We start from the raw sequence: 14,559 nt of genomic DNA on the forward strand, positions 1-14,559 counted from the left end.
TGCGTCGGGTCCGCGCTGTGGCGGCGCGGACACGACGTCGTCACTTGCGTGCGAGGTCGGCGACCTGGGCCTCCACCGCGGTCTTGGAGTCGGGGTGTTCGGACAGTCGCACGGTGAAGGACTGCTCGAGCTCGTAACCGCGACGGATGTCGAGATCTTCGCAGCCGTTCAGAGATTGTTTGGCGAGCACGATGGCGTGCCTGCTCTTCTCCGCGATCGAGCGCGCGCGGGCTGTCGCGATCTCCATGAGATCGTCGTGGGCGACGACCTCGATCGGTGCTCCCCACCGCTCCAGGGTCGACGCGTCGACCGGTTCGGCGGTGAGGAACATGCGGCGCATCGCCTGCTGGGGCAACATGCGGGCGGTGAAGCGACCACCGCCGAGGACCCCGACGTTCATCTCGGGTAGTCCGAAGGTGGCGCGTTCGGACGCGACCACGAGGTCGGAGAGCGCGACGAGTCCGAACCCGCTTCCCAGGGCCGGGCCGTTCACCGCGGACACCACGGGGAGGTGACACTCGCGCACGCTGAACAGCGCCCGCCGGGCCCGCCGCATCGCGATGTCGCCGCTGACGGTGGACATCGTCCGGAACTCGTTGATGTCGTTGCCCGCGCTGAAGATGCGGCCCTGACCGGTCAGCACGATCACGCGCACATCCTGGTCGTCGGACAGCGCGTCGAACGTCGCCGCGATGTCCTCGTACATCTGCCCGTCGATGGCGTTGACCTTGCCCCGCGAGAGCTCGACGAGTGCGATACCGGGCTGGTGCACGGTGACGGAGAGGTTCCCGGAGGCCGGGGAGGTGGTCTGCATGGGTGCCTATCTGTCGTGGACTGCGCCGACGGGCGGTCGGGCCCCGGCGTGAACGAACGGAACGGGACTCACGGTAATCGAGCGAGCAAAATATGTACACAGTTACGACGACGGGTCGTCTCGCCACCGCACCGATCGTTCGGGGGCGACCGTTGCCGCCCCGATCCGAACTAGAGAGCAGGTGCGGGCGGGTAAGGTGTCGGCACCGACCGATCAGCCGAGACACGGGAGCCGCATGACCGTCGCCGACGAGCCCGCCACCCGGCAGCCGCGCGGGCAGAAGATGTCCGCGCGGGTGGCCAACATGGTGGCCGATCAGATTCTCGGCGGTGGCATCGTCGAGGGGCAGCGCCTGCCGACCGAGAAGGAGATGGTCAGCGAGTTCGGCGTGGCACGCACGACGGTGCGTGAGGCGCTGCGGCTCCTCGAGAGCCGAGACCTCGTGACGATCAAGGCGGGAATCGGCGGCGGGCCCATAGCCAAACGGCCCGAACTCGATTCGCTCGGCAACATCATGAAGCTGTTCCTCCAGATCAACGGCGCGAACATCAGTGATGTCATCGACGTCCGGTTGATGCTCGAACCGATGGTCGCGCGGGCCGCGGCGCAGAACGTCACCGACGAGCAGATCGAGTCGATGCAGCGGGCACTGGACCGGATGCGCGACCATCCCGAGGACCACGCCAACTTCCAGGAGAACAACGCCGCGTTCCAGCGCGGGGTGTACGAGGCGGCGGGCAATCCCGCACTGCGGGTGGTCATGGAGACGCTGTGGCTGCTCGTTCGCGACGCCGAACCCGTCGAGCATCCCATCGCGACGCGGCTCGCGGCCTTCGAACTCCAGCAGGACATCCTCGACGCCATGCGCGCTCGCGATGCCGAGGCGACCGCGGCCGCGATGGACGTCTTCAACCAGGAGTCCGCCCGGTACTACCGCCGCCGGCTCCGCGACATCATCTCGCGACCCGTGCGCTGGCAGATCTGAGCGTCGGCCGCACGACGGAAGTGGCCGGCCAGGCTGGTCTGATCGCTTGTCGTGGTGGTCGATCGGGCTACCGACCCATGTATGTCCGGATCTGCTGTTCCTTCGCCTTGAGCATCCGTGCGCCCTCATTGGACATCTGCGCGATCGTGCGTGAGTTGCGTTCGATGTTGCCCAGGAGGTCCTCGAAGTTCTTCCGCACCGGATCATTCCACTGACTGCCGTTGAGCTGGGTGCGGACTCGACGAGTCGCCTCTTGGACCGACTTCTCCAACCGGGTCAGTTCTTGTGCCATTCGGGCGAGTGCGGCGGGATCTGTATTGATGGCCATCGAGTCTCGTTTCTGGGTCAGGCCAGGTTCTGGCGTCTGATTGCGTCCAGGCGGTTCTTCGCCTGGACGTTGATCCGTTCCAGATCACGGAGGCGTTGCGCGTAGAGACGCTCCTCGACGGTGACCTGGTGGAGGACGTCGCGTGAGATCGCGCTGTACACCACGTCGTTCCACCGCGAGCCCATCGATTGTTGGACTCGCAGGCGTTGGTTGACGGCGTCCTCGTGCTCACTCACCGCACTCATCTGCTCCTCCTCCGGACGGTCGCGGGCAGATGGGTGACACCGACCTGCTGAGCCGCCCAGATCCGGTGTGCCCCATTGCGGACGTCGTAGGTGCCGTCGGGCAACTCGTCGACTTGAATACCCGTCTCTCCGAAGAAGCCGCGGAAAGTGGCCTGCAGGCTCTGATTTCCGACGAGCCCCCGGCCGGCATCGGTGTCCCGGAGGCGCTGCATCACGTCGCCGCCCCGGGACATCCTGGGCAGCAGGTCTCGGTACAGGGTCCGAGCCGCCCAGACACAATCCTCGGCGGTCGCCTTACCGGAATCGAAGTCGGCCGCGGAACGCACCCTGCCCTCATCGATGCACCGGTTCAGCGGTACGAGCGAGATCCCATCGGGTAACCCGTCGACGTGCACCTCATCGTCGGTGGCGAACCGACCTGTCGACACGTCATGAGCAGGGATGCCGTTCTCCGGTGCCGAGCCCCCGCCATCGCCCGTCCCGGCGCCGTACTGGCCGCCCCGTCCGCCGAGAGGATACGAACCGGACCCAGCGGTGGACGTGCCGGGCCCAGTCGAGGTCCAGGTGCCGGCGACAGGTCCACCACCGGCGCCCCCGCCCGTCATCGGTTGCCATGAACGCGTGGCGAACTTGGCCTGGAGCTGTTGATTCTTCTCGTAGCGGATCACGTCCTCGCGTGCCCGACGCATCCGCTGGGCGCCGCGCTCCGCAAGCGGTTCGATGGCGTTCGCGTAGCGGTGCTGGTGTCCACGAAACGTGTCGTGATCTCGAGTCAGCTGCGCTTGGAGATGTTTGGTGTCGAGATGTCTCCTCATCCAGATCCGCAGTTGTCGGCGCTTTTCTCGGAGCTGGGCCTCATCGGGATCTTCCTGCGACTCGAGGATCTTGATCGCGTCCTCGAGACGTCTGATCGCCCGGTTGCACTCCTCGATGAAGAAAGTCACCTGTTCACTGATCGCGGACATCTCGCGCTGGGCGGACGCGGCGGTGGGACCGACTCGTTCGGCGTACTGGGCCAGAGCGCGTTTCACCGCTGCGATCGCCTCCGCGTCGGTATGGGCCTTGCTCATCACAGCAACTCGATGAGGGTGTCCGGTGACGGCGGACCGTACGCCAGCACTCGTGCCGTCACGCCGTGATCGTGATCGTCGAATACGGCTTGATTCCGCTTCAGGGTGGCGGCGGCATCGCTGTCCACGAGTAATTGCGAATCCTCCGGCGAGCTGGGCCCGACGAGGCGTAACCCGAACTCCCGCAGAGCTTGTGGGGAGATGCGTCGGTTCAGTATGCCGCCCCGATCGGTCCAAGCGAGGACGTGGACGCCCACCTCGGGACCGTCGCGGAGGATGCGGGTGAGTCTCGCGTTCGTCGATGCATCGTCATAGTCGTTGTCCGGGTCCAGGTCTCGCGCGCGATGCACGCCGAACAGCACGACGTACTCGGCGGGATTGTTGTAGTCCTCGTACTCGACCCGTCCCTCTACCACTGTCGCGGTTTCGTCGATGACGTCTTCGAGTGAACGCCGCCCACCGATCGAGATGGTCGAGCTGTCCGCGAGAACTGCTCGCGTGGAGGTCCATTCCTCGTCGCCGACCAGGAAGTCGACGAGGCGGATCTTGGCTCCCGTCCGGGCCAGCGCCACGAGCGCGGCGAGTAGCGGACCATACGATTCGTTGACCACCAACAGATTGGCGCCTCCCTCTCGTCGCATGTCGTAGCTGAGGGCAGGCGCCAGGGACACCGGTAATCCGACCGGGATCCGTCCTTCGGACACGATGTCGGCGGTTAGTTCCGCCGAATCGTCACCGGCGTACACGCGGGGCGCGCCGGAGAACCCCAGGTGGTCGGCCTTGGCTCGAATCACGGTCAGGACGTCTTCGGCGTCCGTGCCGATCTCGCCGTGGTCGGACCTGTCGTGCCAGAGCGTGGTCTGGAACCGCTCATTGGCATCGGGGTGTCCTTGTTTGACGTTGATGATTCCCTCGCCGGCCCGGGACAGTTCGCGGGCTTCGGGATTGCCCTCGCCCAGGATGAGTTCGGAATCGCCGGCGCTCATTCGCAGTGCGACCCGTGTCGGGATCAGGGACAAGACATGACGGTCGAGTCCCTGCATACCCTGGATCGTCTGCGACGCGAGCACGATGTGCAGCCCGAACGCGCGTCCCTCCCGCAGGATTCGTTCGATCAGATGTGACGCCTGTTGGGCGATCTTGTCGTCCCGTTCGAAGAGTTTCTGGAACTCGTCGATGATGGTGATCTGGCGCGCGAGCGCCTCACTGCCGGATTGCTTCCGATAGTCGTCGAGCTTCGTGATGTTCGATGCGAAGGCTTTGAAAAGCGCACCGCGCCGCTCGATCTCGGCGACCATTCCTTCGAGTACCGCGATTCCGAACTCCCGCTCGGCGTCGATCGCGACCGCCTTGGCGTGCGGCAGCGCGTGGTCTGCGTACCGCTTGAACTCGACGCCCTCCTTGAAATCGATCAGATACAACTCGAGATCGCTGGGGGAGTACTCGGTGACAAGGCTCATGATCATCGCGTGCATCAGCACCGACTTACCTGAGCCGGGTCGGCCACCGATGAGTGCGCCGACGCCGCCGTCCCCGGAGTGCAGGCGGATCTGGGCGACTTTGGTCGCGCCGAGCTGCCCGATACTCGCGTTCGCGCCGGTCGCCGTCGACTTGCGCCACCACGTCGACGGTTCGTAGGGGTGGGCGGTCAGGGGGTCCCCGGCCAGTGAGGAGACCCAGCCGGGTCGGATGACCGTTCCGGTACTCGCCTGGAAGTTGCTCGTGACACGTTCGACGAGCATCGCGCGTCGCTTGTCCTGTTCCTCGGCGCGCACAAGGAGCGGAGCCCACCTCACCTCGAGTTCGGAACCGGTCAGGTTCGCGAAGGTCGCGCGGGACTGGAATCCCAATCCGCAGTTGTTGGTCATGATCGACAGACGTGTCCTGGTGTCTGTCGGGCTGGTCCCGAGGAGGTAACTTTGCGCCTGGGGATCGAGCAACAGCCCGTTGCCGAAGCAGGGCAGCGAGTCGATGTAACTGCGTGCGTTGCCCTCTCCGGGCGCCGGGGTGGTCGGGCCGATACCCATGATGTCATCGGAGACGACGATGGTGAACACTCCCGCGCGCGAGCCACCATCGACGATCTTGGCGAGTCGTTCCAGCCGATCGTGGTCCAGGTGGTTCTGGCGAGAGAAGCCGGCAGGGAATCCGTACAGCAGGAGGATCCGATACGGCTCGGTGACCATCTTCGCCGCGATGTTGTAATCGGTGAGTGTGGCGTGGTCACCCTGCAGATACTTCTGCGTGACGCGGGTGATGTGTTCTTCGGTTTCCTGTAGCAGTTCGTCGATCTCGCGGTCGGTGGTCTTGACCTTGTCACCGATGACGCGGTCCATGACCTCGTCTAGCCCGTAGAGGAACGCTGCCGAGTCACCGAGCTTGAGCGGATCGAAGACCCGGATGGTCAGCTGATCCGCGGGCAGGCTGGCCAGAAGCTGCAGAATGACGCGTTCGGCCATGAGCGGCTCGGTCGTCCGGAATCCTCCGGCCCGGCCAAGATCGAGGATCGCGGGGAGCGACGCCGCCGTCGTCTCGACACTCATCGCCTGACGGGACTTGCCGTCGCCCGCCACCAGTGTGAGATCGACTTCGAGTGCTGCGAGCGCACCACCCAGTGACACGTAGAGCTGGCCGAGGCCCGGGCGAAGACCGGACAGGACCGATGGCAGGTCCGCTGCGAGGATGTCGGTGCCCGGAAAGACCTGGAGGGCATCGCATGCGAGGATCTCGTGCTTGCGCCCGGATGCGGCGTTGACGATGGTGACCGCATCGTTGAACGCCCGCTTGTGCAGGTCGTCGAGGATTGGCTGGAAATGACATGCCAGGCCCTTGTATTGAGCGGAGAACCGTTCCCAGTCTTTCGCGCGGCCACCAGCCGTCATCGGTATCCGCCTCGTCGTGAGATCGGTGATCAACGCGTCGGTCGCACTCAGCCAGACCTCAGGGGGTGGCATGGCACCGCCGGCAGAGTGGTAGAGACTTCCGAACTGGTCCGGAAAGCGGTCCTTCATCAGGCTCTGGAGGCGGTCGTGGGTGGCCTACAGCTTCATCACGATCGCCGAGATGTCGGGCAGATCCGCCACCACGCGAGACAACTCGTCACCCACCCGGCGCAGGTAGTGGTCGACGTGCGCGCGCATTGTCGGTACGTGGTGCTCGACGGCTTCGGATGACTCGGCGAGAGTCGAGCGTTCGGCACTGGACACGGTCGACTCGGCCCGCGACCTGATCCGGTCGGGGATGTGTCCCGGGCGCGCCGAGCCGACCGACGGCGACGACGGTGACCGCGTCGGACCGGCAGCGCGCAGTGCCGTCGGCGGGGACGGGGTCTCGACCTTCTCGACGGAACGGCTCGGCGTCCTACGGGGCCGCTCATAGGAGATCGGAACGGACGCGGGCGAATCAGCGGTGGCGGCGGAGTCAGTCGTGGACGTGGATGGACCGGGCGTCTCTGGCGCCGACGTTCGGTGCTGCCGGTCGGGTCGCGAGTAGTTGATCCGACCGGTGGTGGGCACTACGGGCTCGTCGACCGCGGACTGGCCGGGTGTCGCGGTGGGCGCGGTCCGGTTGTCCGGCGGGGTGTCGCCGGTACCGCGCCGACCGCGATGGGTGTAGTCGATGGCCACCGAATCCTCCCGGAACAAGTGAGATCTGTCGAACAAAGTCGGTGTTGCTGATGGCTGCGGCCCAGTCAGCCGGCCGCGAGCAGTTGTTCCCGCTTGCGCAGCAGTGTCTGGCCGCTCTTGTAGGTCTTGACCGTGCCGATGGATCCCCTTCGGACGCCGGTGATCCGCCCGGACAGCGAACTACCCTGACCGGCGGGCTGCACGTCGATCAGTATCTGTGCCCCGGTGCTGTGCCTGGCCACCACCGTCGTCCCCTGCAACTCGGTTCCCCAGCCGCGCCCGGCCGCGGTCGACACCAGCTTCTGGATCACGATGGTCGGATGGCCCGGGGTGGTCCGGTTCGCCGGAGAGCTGAGCTGCTGGCCCAAGAACGTCTGGTAGCCGTAGGTACCCGCCCAGGCGAGCGCAAGAACGATGACGATGAGAATGAAAGTGTCCATGGTTGGTCCTGTTCTGATTCCGTCGATTCACCTGATGGCTAGCCGACATCGACGCCGTAGTCGGTGGCGATGCCTGCGAGTCCACTGGCGTAACCCTGGCCGATGGCACGAAGTTTCCACGCCGCGCCGCGTCGATAGATCTCGCAGAACACCATCGCGGTCTCGGTGGCGGTCGGAGGATTCGACATCACGAACGTCGCCTGCGACTGCGCGGTGCCATCTGACCGAACCCGCGCATAGGAGGACGGGATCATCCCGAAAGCGTGGTTCCGCGTCGCGGCGTCGTAGATCGCGACCGGGAAGACGATCGACTCCACCTGTGGCGACACGGATCCCAGCCGGACGGTGATCGTGGCGACCTCGTAGCCATCCGGTGACGTGTGCGGATCACCGGCGAGTTCCACTGCGCCATCGGGAGATCGCGGATTGTTGAAGAACACGAAGTGGTCGTCCGCACACACTCGGCGGTCCGAGTCGAGCAGGATCGCGGTGGCGTCCAGCTCGAGTCCCGGTTGGCCGCTGAACCAGCCGAGCTCCACGACGAGGTCGGAGGTGTCCGCAGCGAGAGGGGTGTTGGCTCCGGGTGTCAACATTCGTCCACCGTCGGGGGACGGACCTCCCGGAACCGGTCGCGCGTACGCATGCGGAGGCGGGGGCGACGCGGGCGGCGGGGGCGCCGCCGCGACGGCGGCAACCGGTCCGACCGCGCGGGGTGGGGTGCCACCAGCGTGGTGGGGCGCGGCGTCGCGCCCGTTCGCGAGCGACGTGACCTGGCCGGAATTCACTGTCGAGACCTGGGGTCCGACTCGCTCGTGGGGGTGCGATGCCGGGTGACCGGCTGGAACCGAACCGGGGAGCGGGCCGGGATCCCGGGGCAAGAGCGGGGGCCGGCCGGCAGGAGGTAGGTCGATGTCGCCACCGGCGAGCAGCCGATCCATGGGGATCGAACGGGCCAGGCGCATGGTCGCGACCACATCTTCGTCGGCGCTACCGTTGCTGGCGATGGAGGCACTGAGGCCGCTGGCCTTGGCCATTTCCTGGAACGGCTCTATCACCGACCGGAGCAGGTGGCCCGAAAAATTGTCATCGAAACGGATCAGTACGAAGACGGCGACACTGAGCTGGTCGTTGGTGAAGACCGACCACGCCATGTCGAACGACGGTGTCTCGACGGTGGCGAGCCCGTCTTCGGCGCGAACGTACGTATCGGTGAGGAACGGAGCTGCCTTCACGAGGTTCTCGTAGAGCTGACGTGGGCCGATCGGACCACACACCGTCGGCGCCAACCCCGCCGCACCGATCAGTCTGCCGAACAGATCCACGAGGTGGTCGTCGGTCTCGACTATCAAAGGAATCATGACTTGCCGCTCGTGAACGGATCGAGGAGTCGGCACGGCACGACGGCCGAGCGGACGAGTTTCCGGTTCGACGCCGAGGCGATCGATCTGTACGCCGTTGCCGAGACGTGAGATGAGCTCACCTGATCGCGCGGAGTCACGAGCGGAATACTATCCACGGGATCGGGCGCTCGGAGCGGTCAGTGGAGCTCTCGGCGACACATTCGTACGTTCGGGCTACACAGCCGAAGTTTCTGCGCGACAGGCGTTTCTCGCCACCACGGGGACCGGCCCGGGACGATCATGCCCCCATGCTGGCAGGCCGCCCGACGACGTTGCGATCTCATCGACGTCGCAACCTGGTCGAGTGGTGGGCTCACACCACCCGCCGCAGCGCCCCCGGCACGACGTCGTCGTCGGCGGCGAGAGCCAGCACCTCACCGAAACCGGCGACGAGGCAGTCGGCGAACAACTCGAGGTCGGTGACCGCGGCGCCGTCGGAATTGATTCCGAGACAGGCCGTTCCGTTGTGGGTGATCATCGTCGCCATCATCGCGCAACCGGGCAGCGGGCCGAACGGGAACATCCGCTCGACCTTGGCGCCGGCCACGTAGGTGTCCCACGGGATGCCCGGCACGTTGCTGGCCTGCAGATCGTTCTGGCTGGTCGTGCCGCTGAACTGCATGAGCACCGATCCGGGTAACCAGGCCATCACCGAGCCCAGCGTGTTGAAGATGTCGACGGCCGGTTCGTGCCGGGCGACGCGGACCTGTTCGCGGATGGTGAGGACCCGCTCGAAGGGGTCGGCGATCCCGACCGGTCCGGCGAGCCGTCCCACCGCGATCCGGTTGCCACCCGCCGGATCCTCCGGACGCCGCACCGAGATCGGGATCGCGACCGGCATCGTCTCGATCGGGGTGCCCATCTTCTCGTGATAGAGGCGGAAGCTGCCGATGAGCCCGGCGAGGTAGACGTCGTTGATCGACGCCCGCGTCGCCGTCGCGGTCGCTTTGAGGTCGGTGAACGGGACCTCGAACGCGCTGAAACGCCACGACAGGCTCCGATGCGCGAGCAGCGGGGAACCAGGGGGGCTGACCAGGCCCGCCACGCGTGGAACCGAGCGACCATATCGGAGAACGGAACTCAATGCCTGGCGGGGATGCGCCAGCGCGCGGACGCCGCGGAATGTCGTGTCGACACGATGCGGGATCCGCCGGATCTCCTCGCCCACCTGCCGGCGGAGCAGGTCGACGGGCGTGATGTTCACCGGATCGGGGCTCGGCGGCTGGGGTTTGCCCGGATTGTGTTCGCGTGTGGGCGAATGCAGCTGGGCCAGTCCGATGATCGCGCCCAGGCCGTCGGTGAGCGCATGGTGGGCTTTCAGGAAATATGCTGCCCTGCCGTCCGGCAGCCCTTCGATCAGCGTGCCCTCCCACGGCGGCCGTGCGGCATCGAGCGCGGTCATCGCGAGCTGCTCGCACGTGATGAGCAGCTCACGCATGCTGCCGTTGCCGCCCAGACGGATTCGGCGCAGATGGTAGTGCAGGTCGAAGTCCGGGTCGACTGCCCAGCTGGGCGTTCCCATGCCGAACGGGGAGTCGACGACGCGCTGCCGGAATCGCGGGGCCATTCGGCTTCCCCATTCGTGGGCAGCCACGAGCCGGTCCCAGTCCGGGGCGCAGTCGTACACCTCGAGCATGCAGATGGTCCCGCGCATCCGGCGATCGGTGTCGCCTCGCCACATGATGGTGTCCACCGAGCTCATGTGGGGCTCGTTGGCCCAGTCGAGCGGTCGGTCCACCCCGTCGGTCAGGTCCGGTTCCTCGCTCACACTTGCCTCTCTTCCGGTACCTCGACGGGTGGCCGGGCGTCGTCGTCGGCGAAGAAGTCCAGCGGCCAGTCGGCCAGGGCGCTGATGTACATCTGCCGGACCTCCTCGGCGCGGTCGCCGATCTCGTCGGGCGACCAGTCGCTGGTGTCCACCGGCGGCAGCACCATCACCTCGACGGTCCCCGGTCGGATGAGTTGCGCACCGCGCCACATCAACTCGCCGGTGTTACGCAGGACCACCGGTACGACGGGGACACCCGCCTGCATCGCGATGTGGAACGGACCCTTCTTGAACCTGCCGACACGTGGTGTGGGCGACCGGGTGCCCTCGGGCGCGACCACGAGCGACATTCCCTCGTCCCGCAGAGCTGTGACGGCCGGCGCCAGCTGTTCGATCGCGCGGCCCGGGTCGGCGCGATCGATGAACACCAACCCGGCCTGCTGAAGGATCGGCCCGACCACCGGAACCCGTTGCACCTCCTTCTTGGCCACCCCCGTGGCCTCGGACCGCACGAGGTTGATCATCACCGGCAGGTCGAGTTTCGACTGGTGGTTGAACAGGAACACGCACGGCCGCGCCGACGTGAGGTACTCGCCTCCGTCGAGGACCTGCACGTGGATCCCGGCGAGTGACAGCCCGACGTCGGTACCGGTCGGCAGGGCCTCGACGAGTGCGGCGGGATCGCGTCGAACGAGCCCGGTGGTGACGCCCACCGCGGCGGAGGCGAGAAACGAACCGTAGAAGGCGCCGGTTCGGGCCAGCATCCCGAGCCGGTTGTACGTGGGGTTCTTCAGGTCGATGATCGGCCAGCCGCGGGATTCGGCCTCCGCCCGCAGTATTCGGCGCGGGGAGACAGCCGCCGGGTTGCCCACCGACTCCAGGTACGGGATGTCCTCGTTGCCGTCGCTGTAGGCGAAGGAGGCGTCGAGGTCGATGCCGTGCTCACGGGCGAGGGTGCGTACCGCAGCGGCTTTCCCCGGACCCCAAAGCGGGCGTCCCCGGATGTTGCCGGTGACCACCCCGTCGACGACCTCGACATCGGTGGCGAGTGCGAAGTCGGCCTCGATCTCCCGCGCGATGGGTTCGATCTGGAATCGGGTCGCCGACGACGCGATGACGATGGTGTGTCCCATCTCCCGATGCGCGCGCAGGATCTGCCACATCTGCGGCCGCAGCTTGGCCGCCGTCTCGTATTTGAAGAGGTGTTCGCCGAACTCGATCAGCTCGGCGTAGGTCTTGCCGGCGAACGTGGGACGCGTGGCGTCGAGCACTTCCGCGTAGTCCTGTTCGGACACGACGCCGCGCAATCCGATGAGCAGGAAGTCGGCGAGTTCGCCGAAACCGAATTCCATGCTGCGCAAGCGTGCTCGCATGATGGCGGCGGCGGAGAAGCCCTCGATCAGGGTGCCGTCGTAGTCGAACAGCGCGGCGACCTTCTTACCGGTGGGTGCCGACCGGATGGCCCGCATCCGGTCGGTGAAGGCACTCATCGTGTCCCCTCCGACCAGACCGTGTCCATGGTGTCGGCTCCGCCCACGGCACGCTGGAGATCCTCGATCGACGCGATCCGGGCCAGCCGCTCGCGCATCGATTCGACCTCGTCGAGCCAGTCCCGGCGGGCGGTCGCGAGGTCCGCGACCTCCTCGCCGTGGATCAGGTGGCGGTTGTCGGCGAGCTGATAACAGCCGTCGTAGAGGTCCTTGGAAACCGAATCCTTGCTGCGCACAACACCTTGCAGGGACAGCTGGCGTCCCAGACCGAGGCATTCGACGATCAGGTCCTCCTTGTCGCGCGATGCGGTGCCGAGTTCCACGAGTTTGGTCGCGAAGACCAGTTGGGCGTCGAAGAACGGCTGCAGGGTGCGTCGGGCGAGGAGTCCGCCGGTGTGGCCGTGCAGTACCTCGTAGGTCCACTCCTGCGTCGGCGTCACGGCACGCCAGCCCGGGGCCAGCAGATCGAGTTCGAGACCGAGTCGGTGCAGGAACTCGGTCTTGGCCGGGAAGAAGAACTCGAACTTGAGCAGATCGCGGATTCGCAGGGCCTCCCGTTGCGACGCCGCGAGCAGCCCCTCGTCGGCGAGCGGACCGTCGGCCGTCTCGTCGTATCCGACGGGGTGTTCGTCCGGCGGGATGTCGTCGGCCCGGACGTCACCGTCGGCCACGGCGAGCATGGCGACCTCGACGATCGCGCGGTCGACGAAGTGATGGAGCGCCCCGTTGCGGTAGTAGGCCGCGACCGCGTGATTGTCCGGCACGATGGACCACACCGGTTCGGAACCGCCGTCGAAGCAGCTCACCACGCCGTTGCCGGCGAGGACCCGGAGAGTCTGGGTCAGCCCGACCCCGCGGCACAGGGCTGGGTCCGGGCCGGGTAGCTCGCGCCGGCGGATGTAGTCGAGCAGGGGAGCCAGGATGGCCTCGATCTCCGCGAGCGTGTACGCCCTGTCGTGCGCGCCGAGGAGGGCGAAACCGGCCAGCGAGGTCGCCGAGATCGGGGTGGCGGAATTGATCTCGTCCATCACCCGGAACGCGACCTTCTCCAGCCGCGCGCGGCCCTCGCCGGCGTCGGCGAGAGCGGTCCGCAGCGAGATGGGGGTCCCGAATCGCACCCGGGCCTCGCCCAGGTAGGCGCGCTGCGCCTTCGCGTAGCGCAACAACCACCCGACGCCCTCGGGCTTCTTCGTGCCACCGGCGTCCTCGGCCGCCATCGCGCCGATCTCCTGGAGCTGGTCGTACACGATCGAGGTCGGCACGATCGTCACGTCGGCCTCGTCGAGCTGCCCCACCGCGTCGACGACGTAGGTGAGCAGTCCCAGTTTGGGCTTCCGGAGCTTGCCGGTCCGGCTGCGACCGCCCTCGATGTACCACTCCAGGTTGAAGCGCTTCTCGACGATGTAGGCGAGGTAGGAGCGCATCGCGAACTTGTAGACCGGGTCCGCGCCGAACTTGCGTCGGATGAAGATCATGCCGGCGCGGCGGGCCACCGGGCCCACCGGCCAGAACGAGAGATTGTTCCCGCCGAGCACGAGGTTGGGTGGGAAGTCGTTGTTGCGCAGCACTTTCGCCAGGACCAGCGGATCGACATAGGACCGGTGGGAGGGCAGGAAGATCAGGCCGGTGGACTTGTTGAGGGTGCGCAGGGTGTTGAGGTTCTCGACGTCGACGGTGACGTTCCAGGCCCGCTCGTGCAGTCGGTTGAAGGTCGCCGAGAACACGTCGTCCATGAGCCGGCTCTGGGTGGCGACGAAGGTCGAGAGTTTGTCGGTGGCCTCGGCGACCACCGCATCGGTGGGCCGACCCAGTTCGGCTGCGAGTTTGGCCGCGGACGTCTGGAATCGCGACGAACTGCTGATCTGCTCGGCGACCAGACGGGGGACCTTGTAGCGATCACCGACGATCTGGCGTTCGGCTCGCTCGGCCGACACCGACGCCTGGAACAGGACGAACTGGGCGAACGGCTCACCCTGCGCCTGGTGATGGGCATACCGGGTGCGTAGTTCCTCGATCGTGGCGGGTGCACCGGCAACGACGCGGAGACTGTCTGGACGTCTCTTCCGGATCAGCGGCTGGACCGCTCCGAGCGGCCGCCGGGGATTGGACAGCACCAGGACGTCGCCCAGCGTGACCCGCCGCTCACCTTGCCGGACCGCCGGGAGCCAGACCGCCCGGACAGGCACGAGCAACGTCTCCGGCGCCATGCCGTCGAAGTCGATCTCCGCCGATCGGGAGATCGTCGCGTCCGGATAGTTCGCCGCCGTCCACTCGCGTACCGCCCGCATCTCGCACGACGTACGGGCTTTGGTCAGCACCACCACCGGATCGGTCACCTGCATCACCCTCACGTCTCTGGGGTCCTGCCCCGCCTCATTGTGACGTGGACTACA

At 66.6% G+C, this 14,559-nt stretch carries 12 protein-coding genes; 1 reads left to right on the forward strand and 11 read right to left on the reverse strand.

The features are described 5' to 3' along the window. Window positions 1-40 precede the first annotated feature (40 nt). Window positions 41-814 (reverse strand): enoyl-CoA hydratase-related protein, encoded by a 774-nt coding sequence (locus tag B1818_RS09400; protein WP_078112558.1) that lies wholly within the window; start codon window positions 812-814, stop codon window positions 41-43. A 235-nt stretch (window positions 815-1,049) separates the two neighbouring features. On the opposite strand from B1818_RS09400, the gene B1818_RS09405 reads away from it, so the two are divergent. Continuing rightward, window positions 1,050-1,799 (forward strand): FadR/GntR family transcriptional regulator, encoded by a 750-nt coding sequence (locus B1818_RS09405; RefSeq protein ID WP_078112559.1) that lies wholly within the window; start codon window positions 1,050-1,052, stop codon window positions 1,797-1,799. A gap of 67 nt (window positions 1,800-1,866) precedes the next feature. Here the strand turns inward: B1818_RS09405 and B1818_RS09410 are convergent, their stop codons facing one another. The 10 genes from B1818_RS09410 to B1818_RS09455 all read right to left on the reverse strand — a co-directional run bounded on the left by B1818_RS09410 (window position 1,867) and on the right by B1818_RS09455 (window position 14,511). Then, window positions 1,867-2,127: a hypothetical protein gene (locus B1818_RS09410; RefSeq protein WP_139363005.1), complete on the reverse strand. Its 261-nt coding sequence runs from the start codon at window positions 2,125-2,127 to the stop codon at window positions 1,867-1,869. A gap of 17 nt (window positions 2,128-2,144) precedes the next feature. Further along, entirely contained in the window at window positions 2,145-2,372 is a 228-nt protein-coding gene (locus B1818_RS09415) for a hypothetical protein (RefSeq protein ID WP_078112561.1), read from the reverse strand. Continuing rightward, complete coding sequence (locus tag B1818_RS09420) at window positions 2,369-3,442, reverse strand: hypothetical protein (RefSeq protein WP_078112562.1); 1,074 nt, start codon at window positions 3,440-3,442, stop codon at window positions 2,369-2,371. The genes B1818_RS09415 and B1818_RS09420 overlap by 4 nt, the downstream gene beginning before the upstream one ends. Beyond that, window positions 3,442-6,396 carry an FtsK/SpoIIIE domain-containing protein gene (locus B1818_RS09425; protein ID WP_176455906.1) on the reverse strand — a complete coding sequence of 985 codons (2,955 nt, stop codon included), beginning with the start codon at window positions 6,394-6,396 and terminating at the stop codon, window positions 3,442-3,444. The genes B1818_RS09420 and B1818_RS09425 overlap by 1 nt, the downstream gene beginning before the upstream one ends. A gap of 84 nt (window positions 6,397-6,480) precedes the next feature. Further along, on the reverse strand, window positions 6,481-7,068 hold the full coding sequence (locus B1818_RS09430; protein WP_078112564.1) for a hypothetical protein: 588 nt from the start codon (window positions 7,066-7,068) through the stop codon (window positions 6,481-6,483). A 65-nt stretch (window positions 7,069-7,133) separates the two neighbouring features. Continuing rightward, entirely contained in the window at window positions 7,134-7,508 is a 375-nt protein-coding gene (locus B1818_RS09435) for a hypothetical protein (protein WP_078112565.1), read from the reverse strand. 38 nt (window positions 7,509-7,546) lie between these two features. Beyond that, on the reverse strand, window positions 7,547-8,866 hold the full coding sequence (locus B1818_RS09440; protein WP_078112566.1) for a TerD family protein: 1,320 nt from the start codon (window positions 8,864-8,866) through the stop codon (window positions 7,547-7,549). A 355-nt stretch (window positions 8,867-9,221) separates the two neighbouring features. Beyond that, window positions 9,222-10,676 (reverse strand): wax ester/triacylglycerol synthase domain-containing protein, encoded by a 1,455-nt coding sequence (locus B1818_RS09445; protein WP_078112567.1) that lies wholly within the window; start codon window positions 10,674-10,676, stop codon window positions 9,222-9,224. Further along, on the reverse strand, window positions 10,673-12,166 hold the full coding sequence (locus B1818_RS09450) for an HAD-IB family hydrolase (RefSeq protein WP_058252824.1): 1,494 nt from the start codon (window positions 12,164-12,166) through the stop codon (window positions 10,673-10,675). Before B1818_RS09450 ends, B1818_RS09445 begins: the two co-directional genes overlap by 4 nt. Further along, a complete protein-coding gene (locus B1818_RS09455; protein WP_265968600.1) occupies window positions 12,163-14,511 on the reverse strand; it encodes a glycerol-3-phosphate 1-O-acyltransferase in 2,349 nt (782 codons plus the stop codon). The genes B1818_RS09450 and B1818_RS09455 overlap by 4 nt, the downstream gene beginning before the upstream one ends. Window positions 14,512-14,559: the final 48 nt, after the last annotated feature.

It is taken from the genome of Gordonia sp. IITR100 (assembly GCF_002009645.1).
In the GTDB taxonomy this organism is placed as follows: domain Bacteria; phylum Actinomycetota; class Actinomycetes; order Mycobacteriales; family Mycobacteriaceae; genus Gordonia; species Gordonia hongkongensis.

Excerpts from the sequence above, each read along its gene's own strand:
- B1818_RS09450 (WP_058252824.1), bottom strand. The coding sequence starts at position 12,166 with ATGAGTGCCTTCACCGACCGGATGCGGGCCATCCGGTCGGCACCCACC.
- B1818_RS09405 (WP_078112559.1), top strand. The coding sequence starts at position 1,050 with ATGACCGTCGCCGACGAGCCCGCCACCCGGCAGCCGCGCGGGCAGAAG.
- B1818_RS09435 (WP_078112565.1), bottom strand. The coding sequence starts at position 7,508 with ATGGACACTTTCATTCTCATCGTCATCGTTCTTGCGCTCGCCTGGGCG.
- B1818_RS09440 (WP_078112566.1), bottom strand. The coding sequence starts at position 8,866 with ATGATTCCTTTGATAGTCGAGACCGACGACCACCTCGTGGATCTGTTC.
- B1818_RS09410 (WP_139363005.1), bottom strand. The coding sequence starts at position 2,127 with ATGGCCATCAATACAGATCCCGCCGCACTCGCCCGAATGGCACAAGAA.
- B1818_RS09400 (WP_078112558.1), bottom strand. The coding sequence starts at position 814 with ATGCAGACCACCTCCCCGGCCTCCGGGAACCTCTCCGTCACCGTGCAC.
- B1818_RS09415 (WP_078112561.1), bottom strand. The coding sequence starts at position 2,372 with ATGAGTGCGGTGAGTGAGCACGAGGACGCCGTCAACCAACGCCTGCGA.
- B1818_RS09425 (WP_176455906.1), bottom strand. The coding sequence starts at position 6,396 with ATGCCACCCCCTGAGGTCTGGCTGAGTGCGACCGACGCGTTGATCACC.
- B1818_RS09420 (WP_078112562.1), bottom strand. The coding sequence starts at position 3,442 with ATGAGCAAGGCCCATACCGACGCGGAGGCGATCGCAGCGGTGAAACGC.